At 35.4% G+C, this 18,775-nt stretch carries 21 protein-coding genes; 20 read left to right on the top strand and 1 reads right to left on the bottom strand.

The genetic code is table 11. The features are described 5' to 3' along the window. The first annotated feature begins 13 nt into the window (after positions 1–13). The 20 genes from GJJ64_RS09590 (at position 14) to GJJ64_RS09495 (ending at position 17,784) form a co-directional block, all read left to right on the top strand. Complete coding sequence (locus GJJ64_RS09590; protein ID WP_154287573.1) at positions 14–379, top strand: NADH-quinone oxidoreductase subunit A; 366 nt, start codon at positions 14–16, stop codon at positions 377–379. A 114-nt stretch (positions 380–493) separates the two neighbouring features. Further along, complete coding sequence (locus GJJ64_RS09585) at positions 494–1,036, top strand: NADH-quinone oxidoreductase subunit B (protein ID WP_026902761.1); 543 nt, start codon at positions 494–496, stop codon at positions 1,034–1,036. Beyond that, on the top strand, positions 1,036–1,539 hold the full coding sequence (locus GJJ64_RS09580) for an NADH-quinone oxidoreductase subunit C (protein ID WP_154287572.1): 504 nt from the start codon (positions 1,036–1,038) through the stop codon (positions 1,537–1,539). Before GJJ64_RS09585 ends, GJJ64_RS09580 begins: the two co-directional genes overlap by 1 nt. Before the next feature lie 8 nt (positions 1,540–1,547). Beyond that, positions 1,548–2,783: an NADH-quinone oxidoreductase subunit D gene (locus tag GJJ64_RS09575; RefSeq protein WP_154287571.1), complete on the top strand. Its 1,236-nt coding sequence runs from the start codon at positions 1,548–1,550 to the stop codon at positions 2,781–2,783. After that, complete coding sequence (locus GJJ64_RS09570; RefSeq protein WP_154287570.1) at positions 2,776–3,288, top strand: NADH-quinone oxidoreductase subunit NuoE family protein; 513 nt, start codon at positions 2,776–2,778, stop codon at positions 3,286–3,288. The genes GJJ64_RS09575 and GJJ64_RS09570 overlap by 8 nt, the downstream gene beginning before the upstream one ends. A gap of 146 nt (positions 3,289–3,434) precedes the next feature. Next, positions 3,435–4,793, top strand: coding sequence for an NADH-quinone oxidoreductase subunit NuoF (nuoF, locus tag GJJ64_RS09565; RefSeq protein WP_154287569.1), 1,359 nt, complete (start codon positions 3,435–3,437; stop codon positions 4,791–4,793). A gap of 197 nt (positions 4,794–4,990) precedes the next feature. After that, the gene (locus GJJ64_RS09560; RefSeq protein WP_154287568.1) at positions 4,991–5,995 is read left to right on the top strand and encodes a 2Fe-2S iron-sulfur cluster-binding protein; all 1,005 of its coding nucleotides are present in this window, start codon (positions 4,991–4,993) and stop codon (positions 5,993–5,995) included. Then, the gene (gene nuoH / locus GJJ64_RS09555) at positions 5,995–7,041 is read left to right on the top strand and encodes an NADH-quinone oxidoreductase subunit NuoH (RefSeq protein ID WP_154287567.1); all 1,047 of its coding nucleotides are present in this window, start codon (positions 5,995–5,997) and stop codon (positions 7,039–7,041) included. The genes GJJ64_RS09560 and nuoH overlap by 1 nt, the downstream gene beginning before the upstream one ends. Positions 7,042–7,076: 35 nt before the next feature. Then, the gene (locus tag GJJ64_RS09550) at positions 7,077–7,601 is read left to right on the top strand and encodes a NuoI/complex I 23 kDa subunit family protein (RefSeq protein WP_154287566.1); all 525 of its coding nucleotides are present in this window, start codon (positions 7,077–7,079) and stop codon (positions 7,599–7,601) included. Positions 7,602–7,677: 76 nt separating this feature from the next. Continuing rightward, positions 7,678–8,175 carry an NADH-quinone oxidoreductase subunit J family protein gene (locus tag GJJ64_RS09545; protein WP_154287565.1) on the top strand — a complete coding sequence of 166 codons (498 nt, stop codon included), beginning with the start codon at positions 7,678–7,680 and terminating at the stop codon, positions 8,173–8,175. Next, the gene (gene nuoK / locus GJJ64_RS09540; RefSeq protein WP_026902752.1) at positions 8,175–8,504 is read left to right on the top strand and encodes an NADH-quinone oxidoreductase subunit NuoK; all 330 of its coding nucleotides are present in this window, start codon (positions 8,175–8,177) and stop codon (positions 8,502–8,504) included. Before GJJ64_RS09545 ends, nuoK begins: the two co-directional genes overlap by 1 nt. Before the next feature lie 13 nt (positions 8,505–8,517). Next, positions 8,518–10,416: an NADH-quinone oxidoreductase subunit L gene (nuoL, locus tag GJJ64_RS09535; RefSeq protein ID WP_154287564.1), complete on the top strand. Its 1,899-nt coding sequence runs from the start codon at positions 8,518–8,520 to the stop codon at positions 10,414–10,416. A 19-nt stretch (positions 10,417–10,435) separates the two neighbouring features. Beyond that, the gene (locus GJJ64_RS09530) at positions 10,436–11,887 is read left to right on the top strand and encodes a complex I subunit 4 family protein (protein ID WP_154287563.1); all 1,452 of its coding nucleotides are present in this window, start codon (positions 10,436–10,438) and stop codon (positions 11,885–11,887) included. 8 nt (positions 11,888–11,895) lie between these two features. Further along, positions 11,896–13,275 (top strand): NADH-quinone oxidoreductase subunit N, encoded by a 1,380-nt coding sequence (locus GJJ64_RS09525; RefSeq protein ID WP_154287562.1) that lies wholly within the window; start codon positions 11,896–11,898, stop codon positions 13,273–13,275. A gap of 46 nt (positions 13,276–13,321) precedes the next feature. Continuing rightward, positions 13,322–13,951 carry a DedA family protein gene (locus tag GJJ64_RS09520; protein WP_154287561.1) on the top strand — a complete coding sequence of 210 codons (630 nt, stop codon included), beginning with the start codon at positions 13,322–13,324 and terminating at the stop codon, positions 13,949–13,951. Between the two features lie 22 nt (positions 13,952–13,973). Next, positions 13,974–14,513: an inorganic diphosphatase gene (locus GJJ64_RS09515; protein ID WP_026902747.1), complete on the top strand. Its 540-nt coding sequence runs from the start codon at positions 13,974–13,976 to the stop codon at positions 14,511–14,513. Positions 14,514–14,518: 5 nt separating this feature from the next. Continuing rightward, complete coding sequence (locus tag GJJ64_RS09510) at positions 14,519–15,859, top strand: hemolysin family protein (RefSeq protein ID WP_154287560.1); 1,341 nt, start codon at positions 14,519–14,521, stop codon at positions 15,857–15,859. 5 nt (positions 15,860–15,864) lie between these two features. Further along, positions 15,865–16,566 (top strand): 16S rRNA (uracil(1498)-N(3))-methyltransferase, encoded by a 702-nt coding sequence (locus GJJ64_RS09505; protein ID WP_154287559.1) that lies wholly within the window; start codon positions 15,865–15,867, stop codon positions 16,564–16,566. Beyond that, complete coding sequence (locus tag GJJ64_RS09500; RefSeq protein WP_154287558.1) at positions 16,536–17,285, top strand: DUF4159 domain-containing protein; 750 nt, start codon at positions 16,536–16,538, stop codon at positions 17,283–17,285. Before GJJ64_RS09505 ends, GJJ64_RS09500 begins: the two co-directional genes overlap by 31 nt. Position 17,286: 1 nt before the next feature. After that, complete coding sequence (locus GJJ64_RS09495) at positions 17,287–17,784, top strand: acetyl-CoA carboxylase biotin carboxyl carrier protein subunit (RefSeq protein WP_154287557.1); 498 nt, start codon at positions 17,287–17,289, stop codon at positions 17,782–17,784. A gap of 3 nt (positions 17,785–17,787) precedes the next feature. Here the strand turns inward: GJJ64_RS09495 and GJJ64_RS09490 are convergent, their stop codons facing one another. Continuing rightward, entirely contained in the window at positions 17,788–18,744 is a 957-nt protein-coding gene (locus GJJ64_RS09490; protein WP_154287556.1) for a transglutaminase family protein, read from the bottom strand. Positions 18,745–18,775 lie beyond the last annotated feature (31 nt).

Raw genomic sequence — 18,775 nt, 5'->3', positions numbered from 1 at the left:
AAAATAAATAATAATGAGTGCTCCAGTAGATTATCTTCCTATTATTATGCAACTTTTAGTTGCTTTAGGTTTTGTTGCTTTAACCATGGGTATTACACACCTTATAGGTCCAAAGCGTAAAACAACGGATGTTAAGTTAACAGCATTTGAGTCAGGTATTGAAGTAGTGGGTAATGCTCGTCAACCTTTCTCTATCAAATACTTTGTTGTGGCTATCCTTTTTGTGCTTTTTGATGTCGAGGTAATTTTTATGTATCCATGGGCAGTAAACTTTAGAGAATTTGGTCTAAATGGACTAATAGAAATGTTTATTTTTATGGGAACCTTACTTTTAGGCTTCATTTATGTTATAAAAAAGAAAGCCCTAGAGTGGGATTAAGTAGAATTATTCTAAATAAGCATAATCAGCTTCGTTTAGTTTAAATCTTAATAAATTTGCGGCTTACTGAAACATCAGTGGGCCTTTTTAGTTTTCTAAGAAAAGGATACAGTTATGAGTGAAATTAATATTGTTGAAGCACCTGCAGGAGTAGAAGGATCAGGATTCTTTGCTACTTCATTAGATAAAGTAATTGGTCTGGCTCGTTCTCACTCTTTGTGGCCTCTACCTTTTGCTACCTCTTGTTGTGGAATTGAGTTTATGGCAACCATGGGTTCTCATTATGATTTTTCAAGATTTGGATCAGAAAGACCTTCTTTTTCTCCTCGTCAAGCAGATTTATTAATGGTAATGGGTACCATAGCGAAAAAAATGGCTCCAGTATTAAAGCAGGTATATATACAAATGGCAGAGCCGCGTTGGGTAATATCAGTAGGTGCTTGTGCATCTAGTGGTGGTATTTTTGATACTTATTCTGTTTTACAAGGTATTGATGAAATTATACCAGTAGACGTTTATGTACCTGGCTGTCCGCCAAGACCAGAAGCTATCATTGATGGTTTCAATAAAATACAGGAGTTGGTTAAAAATGAATCTTTAAGAAGAAGAAATTCTCCTGAGTACGCACAATTATTAGCTAAATACGGAATCCAGTAATGGGCAAGATTTCAAATCAGCATTTAATAGAAAAACTAACAGCTAAGTATGGCGAGCAAATCTCGGCCATATCAGAGCCTTACGGTTTGTTAACTTTTGAAGCTACAAGAACAGTAATTTCAGACCTCTTAGCATTTTTAAAAAATGATGAAGAGCTAAAATTCAACTTCTTAACTGATATTACGGCTATTCATTATCCTGAAAAGGAAAATGCTTTAGGTGTGATTTATCATTTACACAGCTTTTACAACAATGTTAGAATAAGAATAAAAGTTTTTATTCCTGTTTCAGACCCAACAATTCCTACCGCTACGGTGTTATGGGATGGGGCAAATTGGATGGAACGTGAGACTTTTGACTTTTTCGGCATACAGTTTATTGGTCACCCTGATTTAAGAAGAATCTTGAATGTAGATGATATGACTGTATTTCCAATGAGGAGAGAGTATCCTTTAGAAGATCCTAACAGAGTAGATAAAAAAGATTATTTTTTCGGACGATAAGCTAAATCATGAGCAATTTTATTACAGAAATAACTCCAAACCGTCCTGTATATACAGATAATGACCCACAAGGTGAGTTAACAACGCTTAACCTTGGGCCAACACACCCTGCAACACATGGTGTTTTCCAAAATGTTTTGCAGATGGATGGAGAACGTATCGTAAGCGGTGTTTCTACCATAGGTTATATCCATAGGGCTTTTGAAAAAATTGCAGAGCATCGCCCTTTTTATCAAATAACAACACTTACTGATAGATTAAACTACTGCTCATCTCCTATTAATAATATGGGATGGCACATGACAGTTGAAAAACTTTTAGATATTAAAACTCCTAAAAGAGTAGATTACATGAGGGTTATTGTAATGGAGCTAAGCCGCATTGCAGACCATTTAATATGTAACGGTATTTTAGGTGTTGATACAGGTGCTTTCTCTGGCTTCTTATACTTGATGGAAGAGCGAGAGCATATTTACGAAATATTTGAGGAAGTATGTGGAGCTCGTTTAACTACTAACATTGGTAGAATAGGTGGTTTTGAACGCGATTTTAATGAGATAACCTTCCAAAAAATTAAGAAGTTTATTAAAAACTTCCCTCCTATTTTAAAGGAGTTTGAAGCTTTGTTTAACAGAAACAGAATATTTATTGAAAGAACATCTGGTGTTGGTGCAGTAAGTCCAGAAGTAGCCATGAGTTACAGCTGGAGCGGACCAATTTTAAGAGCTACAGGTGTTGATTATGATGTTCGTGTAAACGAACCTTATGCTTCTTACCAAGATTTTGATTTTGAAATTCCGGTAGGTACCACAGGAGATGTTTATGACAGATTCATTTTAAGAAATGAAGAAATGTGGCAGTCTTTAAGAATTATTGAGCAAGCATTAGAGAAAATAGAAAAAGAGCCAAAAGGCGTTTTCCATGCTGATGTTCCAGAATTTTACTTGCCGCCTAAAGAGCAGGTTTATAATAATATGGAGGCTTTAATTTATCACTTTAAAATAGTGATGGGTGAAGTAGAAACTCCAAAAACAGAAGTTTATCATGCTGTAGAAGGCGGTAACGGCGAGCTTGGTTTTTATTTAGTAAATGATGGAGGAAGAACGCCTTACCGTTTACATTTCCGTAGACCAAGTTTTATAAATTACCAAATGTATGCACCAATGAGCAGTGGTATGCTGCTTTCTGATGCAATTATTAATATGTCTAGTTTAAACATTATAGCGGGAGAGTTAGATGCTTAGAGTTGAAGAAGTACAATCGGTAGAATTTTCATCAGCATTAATTTCAAAGTTTGATGAAATTGTTAGCCGTTATCCGGAAGGAAGAAGTAAATCTGCTTTGCTACCTATTCTACATGAAGTACAAGCGGTTTATGGGTGGCTAAGTTCTGCCGCCATGGATAAAGTGGCAGAATATCTAAACATACAACCTATAGAAGTTTATGAGGTAGCTACCTTTTATACCATGTTTTTCTTAAAACCACAAGGCAAGTATGTTTTGGAAGTTTGTCGTACTGGACCATGTTGTTTAGTTGGTGCAGAAAAAATTATGGATTATATAGGCCAGAAGCTAGGAGTTAAAGAAGGTGAAGTTACTGCCGATGGTTTATTTAGTTATCGTGGGGTAGAATGTTTAGCTGCTTGTGGCTACGCTCCGGTTTTACAAATTGGTCCAGAGTATACATTCTATGAGAATTTAACTCCGGAGTCTGTAGATCAGTTAATTGAAAATTTGAAAAATAAATAGATTTGAGTATTGAGATATGAGATTTTAGACCTTCATGGTTGTATAAATTTCATTATCACAAATAATAAGGTTCAAAATGATGTGTGATTAGGTTGTGAGAATTTTATTTCTCAATACTCAATACTCACATCTCATAGCTAAAAAATATGGGTCGTAAACTATTACTTGAGCATATTAACGTACCTGGTATCAATACTTTTCAGGTTTATAAAGAAAAGGGCGGGTACAGAGCGGTAGAAAAAGCCCTTAAAACCATGTCTTCAGACGATGTGGTAGAAGAGGTTAAGAAATCGGGATTACGTGGACGTGGAGGAGCAGGTTTCCCTACCGGGATGAAATGGAGCTTTTTGGCTAAGCCAGAAGGTGTGCCTCGTTATTTGGTTTGTAATGCTGATGAATCAGAACCTGGTACTTTTAAGGATAGGTATCTGATGACACATATTCCTCATGCTTTAATTGAGGGGATGATAGTTGGTAGTTACGCTCTAGGTGCAAACACCAGTTATATTTACGTACGTGGCGAAATGATGCCGCAAATAAGAATCTTAGAGAAAGCAATTGCAGAAGCAAAAGCAGCGGGTTACTTAGGTAAAAATATATTAGGTTCTGGTTACGATTTAGAGATTTACGTACAACCAGGTGGTGGTGCTTACATTTGTGGTGAGGAAACTGCACTTTTAGAATCTTTAGAAGGTAAAAGAGGAAACCCAAGAATTAAACCTCCTTTTCCGGCAATTGCGGGTTTATATGGTTGCCCAACGGTTGTAAATAACGTTGAGTCTATTGCAGCTACAGTGCCTATTGTGAATGAAGGTGGTGAGGAATACGCTAAAATTGGTATTGGCAGATCAACAGGTACTAAATTAATTTCTGCATCGGGTAATATCAATAAGCCGGGTGTTTATGAAATTGAGTTAGGCTTATCTGTAGAAGATTTTATTTATTCTGATGAGTATTGCGGAGGCATAGCTAACGGTAAGAGGTTAAAAGCAGTTGTTGCTGGTGGTTCATCAGTACCTATCTTGCCTGCTAACTTAATCTTAAATTTAGCTAATGGCGATAAACGTTTAATGTCTTACGAGTCTTTATCAGAAGGTGGTTTTGCTACAGGAACCATGTTGGGTTCTGGTGGTTTTGTAGTTTTAGATGAAGACCAATGTATTGTAAGAAATACTTGGAACTTTAGTCGTTTCTATCACCATGAGTCTTGCGGACAATGTTCTCCTTGCCGTGAAGGTACAGGTTGGATGGAGAAAGTTCTACATCGTTTAGAGTACGGTCATGGTAAAATGAGTGATATAGACCTTTTAGTAGATGTATCTAAAAAGATAGAAGGAAATACCATTTGCCCATTGGGTGATGCAGCGGCATGGCCGGTGGCTAGTGCTATTCGTCATTTTAGGGATGAGTTTGAATGGCATGTTAAAGAGCCAAAATTAGCTTTAGAAAGAAATTATGGATTAGCCCATTATGCTGATCCTATAAAAATAGCAGAAGAAGTTTAAGAAACGATTACACTTTTTTAAGTGTAGGTTTTTTTAAAGAGATAGGTTTGCGTGAGGGATTGAAGCGGCATCCTTTTTTTGTCATCCTGAGCGGAGTCGAAGGATAAGATAAAAAAGATACAGCGGAAAGCCCGGCCCTAAAAGGGACACGCCCAAAAAGAAAAATAGATTTAATTGAACATTTTAAATTTTTAAAATTGTCTGATAAAATTAAAGTTACGATAGACGGAATTCCCGTTGAAGTAGAGCCAAGAACCTCTATCCTAAATGCTGCAAGGCAGATAGGTGGAGATATAGTGCCTCCGGCAATGTGTTATTACTCTAAACTAGAGGGTAGCGGTGGTAAATGCCGTACTTGTTTGGTTAAGGTGAGTAAAGGTTCTGAAAAAGACCCTAGACCCATGCCTAAGCTGGTAGCAAGTTGCAGAACCACTGTAATGGATGGTATGGAGGTGCAAAATATTACTTCACCAGAAGTAATTGAAGCCAGAAAAGGTGTGGTAGAAATGCTATTGATAAACCACCCTTTGGATTGCCCTATCTGCGATCAAGCTGGTGAATGTCATCTACAAGATTTAAGCTACGAACACGGTGCGGCTACTACGCGTTATGAGTTTGACAGAAGAACTTTTGACCGTGTAGATATTGGCGATAAAATTCAACTACACATGAACCGTTGTATTTTATGCTACCGTTGCGTGTTTACAGCAGACCAAATTACCAATAACCGTGTTCACGGAGTATTAGGTAGAGGAGACCATGCAGAAATTTCTACTTATATAGAGAAAGCTATTGACAATGATTTCTCTGGTAACGTGATTGATGTTTGCCCTGTAGGTGCTTTAACAGACAAAACTTTCCGTTTTAAAAATAGGGTTTGGTTTACAAAACCTGTAGAAGCACATAGAGATTGCCCTACTTGTTCTGGTAAAGTTACCTTATGGTATAAGGGCGAAGAGGTATTAAGAGTTACAGCAAGGAAAGATGTTTATGGCGAGGTAGAAGATTTTATCTGTAATACTTGTCGTTTTGATAAGAAAAGTACAAACGATTGGGTAATTGAAGGGCCAAGACAGGTGTCAAGACAATCAGTTATTAATGCAAACCATTACGATACTTTACAACCATTACCGGTAATTAAGAAAAATCCGGAGTTGATGCAAGCAAATAAGGAACAATTCGAAAGAGCAACTAAATTTTAATGGAACTAGAATTTTTTATAGAGAAGACGGCTTTAGTTTTAGTATTGTTTGTACTAACGTTAACTATTGCGGCTTATTCTACTTGGGCAGAGCGTAAAGTTGCTGCCTGGTTACAAGACAGAGTTGGGCCAAACAGAGCCGGACCATTTGGATTATTACAACCTTTGGCTGATGGTGGTAAAATGTTCTTCAAAGAAGAGATTATCCCTAACGGAGCTAATAAATATTTATTTATTGCAGGACCATCTTTAGCGCTTTTAGTATCATTTTTAGGTACTGCAGTTATTCCTTTTGGCCAAAGTATAGAAATATTTGGTAGAGTTGTGCCTTTACAAGTAACCGATATTAATGTTGGTATTTTATACATTTTTGGTATTGTTTCTTTAGGGGTTTATGGTATCATGATTGGCGGATGGGCATCTAACAATAAGTACTCATTAATGGGGGCTATACGTGGTGCATCACAAAATATCAGCTATGAAATTGCGATGGGACTTTCAATCATTGCACTTTTAATGGTTACTAACACACTTTCATTTAAAGAAATTGCAGCACAACAACATGGCTGGCACTGGAATGTTCTTTATCAACCTCTAGGCTTTTTAATATTCTTGATTTGTGCTTTTGCAGAAACCAACCGTGTACCTTTTGACTTGCCAGAGTGTGAGACAGAATTAATTGGAGGTTACCAAACAGAATATTCAGCTTTCAAAATGGGAGCCTATATGTTTGCAGAATACATCAATATGTTTGTGTCTTCTGTAGTGATGGCAGTTTTATATTTTGGTGGATATAACTATCCAGGTATGGATGCTGTTAACCAAGCTTTAGGCCCAACCTGGGGTCCTTTGATTGGTGTTGGCGTTATGTTCTTTAAAATCATAGCTTTCATTTTCTTCTTCATGTGGGTGCGTTGGACAGTACCGCGTTTCCGTTATGATCAGCTAATGGATTTAGGATGGAAAGTGTTAATTCCGCTTGCCATAGCCAATATTGTAATTACAGCAATTGTAATTGTAGGATTTGATTTATTTAATAAACTATAAGATTTAATACCCTTTAAGGGATTAATGGAGGATTCATGGAATCATTAAGTGGTAGAAAAAAAGTATTAGAACAAAAGCCAATGAATTTTTGGGAGCGTATGTACCTTCCAGCAATTTTCAAAGGTATGGCTATTACTTTTAGTCATATGTTTAAGAAAAAAGAGACAATACATTATCCAGAACAGCAGAGAGAGTTTTCTGAAAACTGGAGAGGTATGCATTCTTTAAAAAGAGATGAGCATGGTAGAGAGCGTTGTACTGCTTGTGGCTTATGTGCTTTATCTTGCCCTGCAGAAGCTATAACCATGATTTCTGCAGAGAGAGAAAAAGGAGAAGAACATCTTTACAGAGAAGAAAAATACGCGGCAGTTTATGAAATTAATATGCTACGTTGTATTTTTTGCGGTTTGTGTGAAGAGGCTTGCCCTAAAGAGGCTATCTATTTAGATGGACCAATTGTGCCTTCAGATTATTTACGTAAAGATTTTATATACGGTAAAGATAAATTAGTAGAAAAACCACTTAAAGAGATGGAGGCAGAGAAAGCCATTTCTAGATAAGCGGTATTTAATGATATAATTAAATCAAAAATTTTACCTTTGCCCCATTTTAAAGGCAAATTACAATCATAAACAAATGAGTTTATTTTACGTTGTTGCGTTTCTGTCTATAATTTTCGCTTTGCTCGTGATTTTTACTAAAAATCCGGTTCACAGCGTTTTATATTTGATAGCAACTTTCTTCACCTTTACCATTCACTACATTATTTTAAATGCCCAATTTTTAGCTGTGGTGAATTTTATTGTTTACATGGGAGCAATTATGGTATTATTCCTTTTTGTTTTGATGTTGATGAACTTAAACAAAGATACAGAACCGATGAAATCTACCTTACTAAAGGTAGTTGGTGCTATCGCTGGAGGTTGTTTATTGGTAACTTTGGTAGGTTCAATGAAAACTTTATCATCAGCAAGTACTACAGCAATGGATAATACCGGAATTGGTTTAGTAGAAAATTTGGGTAAAGTGTTATTCAGTGATTTCTTGCTTCCGTTCGAGTTAAGCTCTATCTTATTGTTAGCAGCAATGGTAGGAGCAGTATTATTAGCTAAAAGAGATAACAAAACCGCATAATGGAAAATATAACATCAACCATTCAAGCAGTTCCACTTAATCATTATATTTTATTAAGTGCCATTATCTTCACCATAGGTGTGATAGGTGTATTGGTTAGAAGAAATGCGATTATCATCTTCATGTCGGTAGAATTAATGCTAAATGCCGTAAACTTATTATTGGCAGCATTTTCATCATACAGTGGCGATGCATCAGGGCAAGTATTCGTTTTCTTTATTATGGCCCTAGCTGCTGCAGAAGTTGCGGTAGGCTTGGCAATTATAGTAATGGTATATCGTAACACCAGCTCTATAGATATTAATATTCTTAATAGGTTAAAGTGGTAATTATATAATAAGGATGATAGATTTAGTTTGGTTAATTCCTTTGTTGCCTTTTATAGGTTTCTTAATAAACGGATTGGGTAGAAACATTTTACCTAAGCCTTTAATTGGTACTATTGCCAGTTTAGCAGTAATAGGTTCTTTTGCTATCAGTTTAAGTATATTTTTAACTTTTGATGCAGCGCAACCACAAGTTATTCATCTTTTTGATTGGATAAATGTTGGTTCATTAAGTATTCCTTTCGCTTTTCAGATAGATCAGTTAAGCATCATGATGTTGCTGATTATCACGGGAATAGGTTCTTTGATACATATTTACTCAGCCGGTTATATGAGCCATGATGCTGGTTTCGGTAAGTTTTTCGCTTATTTAAATCTGTTTGTATTCTTCATGCTATTGTTAGTAATGGGGTCAAACTATGTTATCATGTTTATTGGCTGGGAAGGTGTAGGTTTATGTTCTTACCTATTAATTGGTTTCTGGTATTCTAATGGCGCTTACGCTGATGCAGCTAAGAAAGCTTTTATCATGAACCGTATTGGAGATTTAGGTTTCTTACTAGGTGTATTCTTAATCATCAGCACTTTTGGAAGTGTAAGCTTTACTGAAATTTTCCCTAAAGCAGCAGGAATGGTATCTGGCGATGCTACCCTAATTTTGATTACCATATTGCTATTCATAGGAGCAACTGGTAAATCAGCACAATTGCCATTGTTTACCTGGTTACCAGACGCGATGGCAGGTCCAACGCCAGTTTCTGCTTTAATACACGCAGCAACCATGGTAACTGCTGGTATTTACATGATTGCTAGATCTAACATCTTATTTGCTTTATCTCCGGTAACATTAGACATCATTGCGGTTGTAGGTTTATTAACAGCTGTGGTAGCTGCATTTATCGCTTTAACACAAACTGATATTAAAAAAGTATTGGCATATTCAACCGTTTCACAGTTGGGTTATATGTTCTTAGGTTTAGGTGTTGGTGCTTTTACTGGTGCATTTTTCCATGTATTAACACATGCTTTCTTTAAAGCTTTATTATTCTTAGGCGCTGGTTCTGTTATTCATGCTATGAGTAATGAACAAGATATGCGTAACATGGGCGGTTTACGTAAAAAACTTCCTGTTACCTTTTTAACCATGTTAATTGGGACTATTGCCATTGCTGGTTTACCGCCTTTTGCAGGCTTCTTCTCTAAAGATGAAATTTTAGCACATGTATATGAGCATAATAAACTATTATGGATTATAGGTTTATTTGGCGCTTTCTTAACTGCTGCTTATATGTTCAGGATGATGTTTTTAACCTTTTGGGGTAACTTCCGTGGCACTGAAGATCAAAAACACCATTTACATGAGTCGCCAGTATCAATGACTTTCCCACTAATTGTTCTAGCTATTTTATCAATGGTTGGTGGTTTTATGGGGGTTCCTCACGCACTAGGTGGGCATCATTGGTTAAATGAATACTTAGGCCCAGTTCTAGCAGCTTCAAACAATATTTTACCAGCATTAAGTTTAGAACACGCAACAGAATATATGTTGATGGGGCTTTCTGTTGGTGGTGTCATCATCTCTATCATCATTGCTTATGTTAAATATGTAAGTAAAGGATATGTACCAAAAGAAGAAGAACTACAATCTGGTATTAATAAATTATCTTACAATAAATTGTATTTAGACGAGCTTTATACAGCTATCATACAAAAACCTCTAGACATTTTATCTACATTTTTCTTTAAAGTGGTAGATAAATCTGGTATAGATGGTTTAGTAAACGGTTTAGGTAAAGTATCAATAGAAGCAAGTAAAACATTAAGGCTTTTACAAACCGGAAATGTTGGTTTCTACATTTTTGCAATGGTAATAGGTATTGTTGCCGTATTAGTTTACAGTTTTATAATTATTTGAGCTTAGCGATTACAGATAGATGAACTTATTATTATTACTTTTCTTCCCCTTGGTGGGGGCGCTTGTAACCCTGCTAAATAGCAAGTTTGCTAAACAATCGGCTTTCATAAGCTCTTTGGTAACTTTAGCTTTTGCTTTGCTTTTGCTAGGAGATTTTGTTCCAGATGCAAGCAGCCAATTTGTGGTTAACTATCCATGGATTCCGGCACTAGGAATTAATTTTGCAGTTGCTATAGATGGTATCAGTATGCCTTTAGTGCTTTTAACCACTGGCCTATTTCCTTTAATTATACTTTCAAGTTTTGGAAGAAGTATTAGCCAAGCATCTTTTTATGCATTAACCCTGTTTATGCAGTTTGGCTTATTATTGGTGTTTACAGCAACAGATGCATTTTTATTTTATGTAGGATGGGAAGTTGCCTTAATACCAATTTATTTTATTTGTGCATTATGGGGTGGCGAGAATAGGATAAAAGTAAACATGAAGTTTTTTGTTTACACCATTGCTGGTTCTTTGTTTATGCTTTTGGGTATCATTTACCTGCATTTACAAACAGCAGATAACTCTTTCTCGATAGCATCTTTTTATAACTTAAACTTAGATGCAACAACACAAGGTTGGTTATTTTGGTGCTTCTTCTTAGCTTTTGCTATCAAAATGCCAATTTTCCCTTTTCATACTTGGCAGCCAGATACTTATACAGAAGCACCTACAACAGGAACTATGTTACTATCAGGTATCATGTTGAAGATGGGTATTTATGGTGTTATCAGATGGTTAATACCAGTTACTCCTTTGGGTTTTTTAACGTGGGGGCATTTAGCTTTGATATTATCTATTATAGGAATTGTTTACGCCTCTATTATCGCCTTTACACAAAAAGACGTAAAACGCTTAATTGCATATTCATCTATTGGCCACGTAGGTTTAATTGCAGCAGGTATTTTTGTTTGGAATATACAAGGCTTACAAGGTGCCATGATACAAATGGTTAATCACGGTATCAATGTAGTAGGAATGTTTTTAATTGCCGATATTCTTATTGATAGATTAAAAACCAGGGAAATTGCTACTATGGGCGGTATTGCTAAAGTGGCACCTAAATTTGCCATAGCATTTTTAATTGTGGTATTGGGTACTGTAGCTTTACCATTAACCAATGGTTTTATTGGTGAGTTTTTATTGCTTCATGGTGTTTATCAGTTTAATATTTGGTATGCAGCTATTGCAGGTTTAACCATCATTTTTGGTGCGGTTTACATGTTGAGAATGTATAAAGCCGTAATGCAAGGAGAAACCAATGAAAGGACAGCATCTTTTAAAGACATTAACGGTTCAGAATTTTTAGTGTTAGCAGTGGTTTGCCTTTTAATTATTGTAATTGGCGTTTACCCTCAAGCACTTCTTCATATTTCAGAAGCTTCAGTAGAAAATCTGATGAATCAGGTAAATAGTAAATTAGCATTTTAATCATAGGAATGAGTACTTTAATAGTAATATCTATATTAGCCATAGTAGTTCTTTATTTAGGATTATTTAAAGCAAAACAAGCTTTATTACCGATAAGTGTGTTAGGTCTTGTTGCTGCTTTGGCATTAGCTATCATGGAGTGGAATTCTAATGCAGCCCCTATTTTTAGCGGTATGATGCATTTTGATAATTTTGCTGTAGCTTTCTCGTCTATCTGTATCATCACTACTATTTTGGTTTTCTTATTATCAAAAAACTATTTTGAAAAAATCAGTGATAACGTAGCAGAATATTATACTCTGATATTATTTGCTTTAAGCGGTATCATTGTGATGGTATCTTACCATAACCTATCTATGCTATTTGTTGGCTTAGAGATTATGTCGGTAAGTTTATACATCCTCGCTGGTATTAAAAGAAAAGACTTTGCTTCTAATGAAGCTGCGTTAAAATATTTCTTGATGGGAGCTTTCTCTACAGGTTTCTTATTATTTGGCATTGCTTTAATATATGGCGCTTCAAAATCTTTTGATTTAGCTGTTATAGCACAGTATGTGATAGACCGCCCTACAGGAATTGATCCTATTTTTTATGTTGGTTTAGTTTTAATGATTGTAGGCTTATGCTTTAAAGTAGGTGCAGCACCTTTCCATTTCTGGACACCAGATGTTTACGAGGGCGCACCAACATTAATCACGGCTTTCATGTCTACAGTAGTTAAAATTGCAGGTTTTGCAGCATTTTTAAGATTATTTAGCATTTGTTTTGCTCCGCTACAAGACTTTTGGATGCCAACCTTATTGGTAATTACAATTTTAACCTTATTTGTAGGTAATATCACAGCACTTTATCAAAGCAACTTTAAAAGGATGCTAGCTTTCTCTAGTATCTCTCATGCTGGCTATATGCTTTTTGCCATTGTTGCTTTGGGTGCAGCATCAACAAACGCTATTTTTATGTATGCAGCTGCTTATGCAGTATCATCTATTACAGCTTTTGCGGTATTGATGTTAGTAAAGGCTAAAACAGGTGGTGAGAATTTCGAAGATTTTAATGGATTAGCAAAATCTAATCCTTTCTTAGCTTTTACTTTAACAGTAGCTATGTTATCTTTTGCTGGTATACCTTTAACAGCCGGATTTATAGGAAAGTTCTTTGTTTTTAATGCAGCTTTAACTCAATATCATACTTGGTTAGTTGCTATAGCTGTAGTTAATGCTATTATTGGTGTATTCTACTACTTCAAAGTTATTGTTGCAATGTATTTTAAAGACAACCAAACAAAGCAAATTGCTACACCAGCTTACTTCAACTTAGTTTTAGGCATAAGTTTAATTATAACACTTGTTTTAGGTATTTATCCAGGTTTCATCACTAATTTATTTTAATGCCATAGCTATACTGCAATAATATTTGTAGTTTTATGGCAAGACTATGCATGAATATTGGGAATATTTAACAAATCTGGCAGACGCTCAGCAAATCATACATAAAGGTGGCTTCTACCTCATCATGTTTGTAGTATTTGCAGAGACGGGTCTTTTCTTTGGATTTTTCTTACCAGGAGATTACTTACTTTTTCTTGCAGGTATGTTTGTAGCAACCCAAAAATTGGATGTAGGTATTACTACCATGATTGTTGGATTAATAGCAGCAGCAATAGCGGGTAATTTTGTTGGATACTGGTTTGGTTACCGTACAGGGCCTGTTTTATACAAGCGCAAAGACTCTTTCTTTTTTAAGAAGAAGTATTTGGTAGCGGCAGAAGAATATTATAAGAAACAAGGTGCCTTTACTTTAATTATTGGAAGATTTGTACCTATTGTAAGAACATTTGCCCCCATTTTTGCAGGTATTGTGAAACTTGATTTTAAAAAGTTTGCTTTTTACAATATTTTAGGTGCGTTTTTTTGGATAACTTCTTTAACCTTATTAGGCTATTTCTTGGGAATGAAATTTGAGAAAGAAGTAAACCAATATTTATCCTATATCATATTAGGATTTATTGTAATTACTACAATACCATTAATCACAACGTTTTTTAAAAAGAGTTTTAACAAATAGATACATATAAATTTTAAACTTAATGGCCGATAATCATCCGTGGCACTCAATCCCTCCAGGAGAGGATTCACCTAATACAGTTACAGCAATTATAGAGATTCCTAAAGGTTCTAAAGCGAAGTACGAAATAGATAAAGACTCTGGTTTATTAAAGTTAGACCGTATTCTTTTTTCATCTGTAATGTATCCTGCAAACTACGGATTCATCCCTCAAACTTATTGCGATGACCATGATCCGCTTGATATTTTAGTTCTTTGCTCTGCTGATGTATATCCGATGTCTATTATAGAAGCCAAAGTTGTGGGTGTGATGCACATGGTAGATAATGGCGAGCAAGACGATAAAATTATCGCGGTGGCTAAAAACGATATGTCTGTTAATTATATTAACGATTTATCTGAGCTGCCTCCACATACCATGAAAGAAATTGTTCGTTTCTTCCAAGATTATAAAGCCTTAGAAGAAAAGAATGTAACCATAGAGCACCTTCTTGGTAAGAGATATGCTTATAAAGTGATAGAAGAAAGTATAGAACTTTATAAAAAAACATTTAATAAATAATCTTTATGGACCCCGATTTTGAAATAAGCGGTTTTCAGATTTTTCTGACCCTGTTTTTAGTTTTACTAAATGGATTTTTTGTTGCAGCAGAGTTTGCAATAGTTAAAGTTAGGGGTTCACAAATAGAGATTAAAGCTAAAACAGGCAGCAGGGTAGCAGGTATTGCGAAACACATGACTTCGCACTTAGACGGCTACCTTGCCGCTACCCAGCTAGGTATTACCCTAGCATCATTAGGTTTAGGTTGGGTTGGCGAGGAAGTAATGTCTAACATTGTACTTAAAACGTTGGGCTTTTTTTCTTTCCCTATTTCTGAGGCTGTTGCTACAAACTTGGGGCATATTTTAGCCTTTTTAATCATTACCATTTTACATATTGTTTTTGGCGAGTTAGCGCCTAAAACCCTAGCCATACAAAGACCAGTAAATACCACTATGGCTATTGCATTGCCATTACAGTTTTTCTACTTGGTTTTCAAACCCTTTATATATGTTTTAAATGGATTTGCTAATGTTATTTTAAGATTGCTAGGCATTAATACTACTAATGCACATGAGTCTATACACTCATCAGAAGAGTTGCAATATTTATTAGATCAAGGTAAAGAGTCTGGTGCTTTAGATAAAGCCGAGCATGAGTTGATTAAAAATGTTTTTGATTTTAATGAACGTGTGGTTAAAAACATTATGGTCCCTAGAACCAAAATTTCTGCTATAGAAATAACTGCAACACCAGAAGAAGTTTTAAACATTATCATATCAGAAGGTTATTCTCGTGTTCCTGTTTATGATGATACTATCGATAAGATTATAGGCATTGTACACGCTAAGGATATTTTGTCTTTAGTGGTAAGAAAAGAAAGCTTTAACCTGCAAGACATTCTAAGAAAGCCTTTATTTGTTCCAGAGTCTAAAAAAATAAACGATTTAATGGCAGAACTGAAACTGAAAAGAATTCAGATTGCTATTGTTTTAGACGAATTTGGTGGCACTGCCGGTATGGTAACCTTAGAAGATATTGTGGAAGAACTGGTAGGCGAAATTCAGGATGAGTATGATGAAGAAAAACCTATTGTAGAGAAAGTTTCTGAAACAGAATTTATCGTAACAGCATCTGCCACAGTTTATGATGTTAACGAGTTTTTACCTCACGATTTACCTGAGGATGAAGATTACGATACCATTGTTGGATTAGTAAGTGAAATCTTTGAGAAAATACCAGAAGTAGGAGAAACCAAAGAATTTAATGGGTACAATTTCACCATCTTGAAAAAGGTTGGTCAAAATATAGAAGCTGTTAAATTAGAGCTTTTACTATCAGAAGATCAAGCCGTAAATAACCATTAATCAAGATGCATATTTTCTATACTCCTGATATTGAAAGCACTCAATATACTTTAAGTGAGGAAGAGAGTAAGCATTGCTCAAGGGTTTTGCGCTTACAGAAAAAAGATCTTGTTCATTTGGTAGATGGTAAAGGTGGACTTTTTGTAGCCGAAATTTTAGATGACCATCCTAAAAGAACCGTTCTTCAGGTTTTAGATGCACAATTAGAATATCAGAAAAGAAATCATCACCTACATATTGCTATTGCGCCAACTAAAAATATGGATAGGTTGGAGTGGTTTTTAGAAAAAGCAACAGAAATAGGTATTGATGAAATTACTCCTATTATTTGCGAACGCTCTGAAAGAAAAGAAGTTAAAACAGAAAGGCTGGAGAAGGTTGTTGTAGCGGCTATGAAGCAATCTTTAAAAGCTTATAGCCCAAGAATTAATGAGCCTATTGCCATCCAAAAATTTATATCAAAAGCCGATACTGATTTTAAATACATAGCACATTGCCTACCTCATGATAAACAAGAAATAAAAAATTCTTTTAGCCAACATCAATCTTATACCATCTTAATAGGTCCCGAGGGCGATTTCTCTGAAATAGAAATAAATAATGCTTTGCAAAGTGGATTTCTTCCCATAACTTTAGGAAACAGCAGGCTTAGAACAGAAACCGCTGCATTACAGGCATGCTTCGAAATCAATTATTTAAACAGATAGGATACAAAGTAGAAACTACAAAGTATAAAGTACAAAGTATAAAGTATAAAGTAGGAAGTACAGGGTTTAAGGTGCTTTTGGTTTTTTTTGTAGTTTTTCTCACAGCTTTTAAAATTGATGATGCTTCCTTTAAAATCGCTAAAGTAAAATACAACGGTGGTGGAGATTGGTATGCCAACCGTACAGCTTTACCCAATTTAATAACCTACTTTAATAGCCTATTTTCTACTAAAATTGCACCGCAAGATGCTGTGGTAGAAGTTGGCAGTCAGGAGCTTTTTAATTATCCTTTTGTTTACCTTACCGGGCATGGTAATATTTCTTTTACTGATGCTGAAGCTAAAAATTTACGAAACTATTTAAAAGCTGGCGGGTTCTTACACATAGATGATAACTATGGTTTAGATAAATACATCAGGGTACAAATGAAAAAAGTTTTTCCAGAACTTGCTTTTCAGGAGTTACCGCCATCACACCCTATTTATCATCAGAAATTTAAATTTCCGCAGGGTTTACCAAAAATACACGAGCATGATAATAAAAGGCCACAAGGTTTAGCTTTAATTTATAAAGGTCGCGTAGTTTGTTTTTATTCTTATGAAAGCGATTTAGGTAATGGTTGGGAAGATTTTGGTACCTACCCAGAAGATACCAAAGAGCGTAGAGAGCAGGCTTTGAAAATGGGAGTAAATTTATTGCATTATGTTTTAACCAATTGATATGTATACTTTAAAATCGGCACATCAAAATTATAAAATTGAAGAACGCGAGGGGAAGCTGTACCTAAACGATGGCTTGATAGATTTAGATATTAGTGATTTAGGTAACCAGCATTTTCATGTTATAGAAAAACATAAGTCTTTTGAAGCCGAATTGCTAGAGCTTAATAAAGAAGAGAAGTATGTTTTGATTAAAGTTAATGCTCAGGTTTACAGGTTTGATGTAAGCGACCAATATGATATTTTACTTAAAGAAATGGGCTTAGATAAGCTTAATCAGCATACGGTTAAAGAATTAAAAGCGCCTATGCCTGGCTTGGTGCTACAGGTGATGGTACAGGTTGGTGATGAAATTAAAAAAGGCGATAATTTATTGGTCTTGGAAGCTATGAAAATGGAAAATATCTTAAAGGCTCCTGCTGATGCTACCGTTAAATCTATCCTCATAAAAGCTGGTGATAAAGTAGAGAAAAACCAAGTACTTATTCAGTTTGCTTAAGCTTTACTGTTGTTGCATCTGCTGCATCTCTAAAAATCTTCTATAAGAATTACCATCAAACTGTATGTTATTGATGCTGTTTTCTTTAGATTCATCTTCTTTTACGATGGGGTCGTTCTCATAAGAAACAATAACCTTTACTTCTAAAGTATGGTGAGATGTACCTTTATAAGTGCCTTTTACGGGGCTAACATCAATAAAATTTCTTCCTGTGGCCAATCTTACATGGTTTTCTTCAACAATACAATTATTAGTAGGGTCTAAACCTAGCCAACCATAATCAGGAATATATGCTTCTACCCAAGCATGGGTTGCTCCCTCGCCACGCATACCGTTTCTGTTGGGGCAAATGTAACCACTAACATAACGGGCTGGAATGTTTACATAACGTAACATCACTAAAAGAATATGAGCAAAATCTTGACAAACACCTGATTTTAACTTCCATATCTCATCTACAGTTGTTTCTACAGATGTAATACCTTTGATATATTTAAAATTCTCGAAAACGTAAGTACAATATTTCTTAGCCACTTCTACGGGAGAAAATGCAAACTGTTCATTGGGTTTAATAATAGCTTTTAACTCGTCCTCGGCCTCAAAATGCTCTTGCTTTAAGAAGTTGATGTATGGGATTTGGTACTTAAGCTCATGAAGCATTTTCCATTGTTCAGAAGTGAAAATATTTGCCTCTGGTGCGGCTTTCTTTTTTACCAATACAATGGTTGACGACTCAATAACCAACTCGTTATGCATCTCTACATTGGTAAAAGTACCTACCGTATTATCATAATAATCTGTATAGGTTTCTACTTTAGGGTCGTTACTGATACTGATTTGATGTTGAATAACCTCTTGATAATCATCTTTAATAGGATAAAGCATAATCTGGTTAGCACTATCATGCACCGGATGGTCGTATTTGTAGGTTGTAATATGCTTTATCGTAAATTTAGACATGCTATTAGAAATGTGGAGCTAAAAATGAATC

This window comes from Pedobacter puniceum (assembly GCF_009674685.1).
In the GTDB taxonomy this organism is placed as follows: domain Bacteria; phylum Bacteroidota; class Bacteroidia; order Sphingobacteriales; family Sphingobacteriaceae; genus Pseudopedobacter; species Pseudopedobacter puniceum.
The sequence above is the reverse complement of the archived record's forward strand: the minus strand, read 5'-3'. Positions and strand labels throughout refer to the sequence as shown.